At 58.4% G+C, this 373-nt stretch carries 1 protein-coding gene; it reads right to left on the minus strand.

Going from position 1 to position 373, the window contains the following annotated elements; genetic code table 11:
• The coding region (locus KQX66_RS38970; protein ID WP_216798423.1) for a SelT/SelW/SelH family protein at positions 1-214 on the minus strand (214 nt) is incomplete at its 3' end.
• Positions 215-373 lie beyond the last annotated feature (159 nt).

Raw genomic sequence — 373 nt, forward strand, 5'->3', positions numbered from 1 at the left:
GCGCCGCATCGGGGAAGCCGCCGTCAATTTTGCGATCCCAAATCATCACGCCATCGACGCTGATTTGATACACCCCGCCGGTGCCCGGCATCAGGGTGACGGAGGCGAGATCGTCGCCGAAGGTATTGAGCAGCTCTTGCGCCATCCAGCCGGCGCGCAGCAACCAATTGCATTGTGAACAGTAGTGAATCGTAACGGCGGGGGCATTTTTCATCGTTGATCGACCGGTTAGTGGTGACGGCTTGCAATCAGCCTGATGGCTCGCAAGCGATGGTGGCTGTGTATCGCCAAATAGTCAAGCGCCTGCGGAAGCCGCGAGGCGCGGATAACGATGACGGTCGCTATGGCTTGCTTTTGGCAAACCATTCGACCC

The sequence above is a fragment of the Paenibacillus oleatilyticus genome (assembly GCF_018998565.1).
GTDB lineage: Bacteria > Bacillota > Bacilli > Paenibacillales > NBRC-103111 > Paenibacillus_G > Paenibacillus_G oleatilyticus.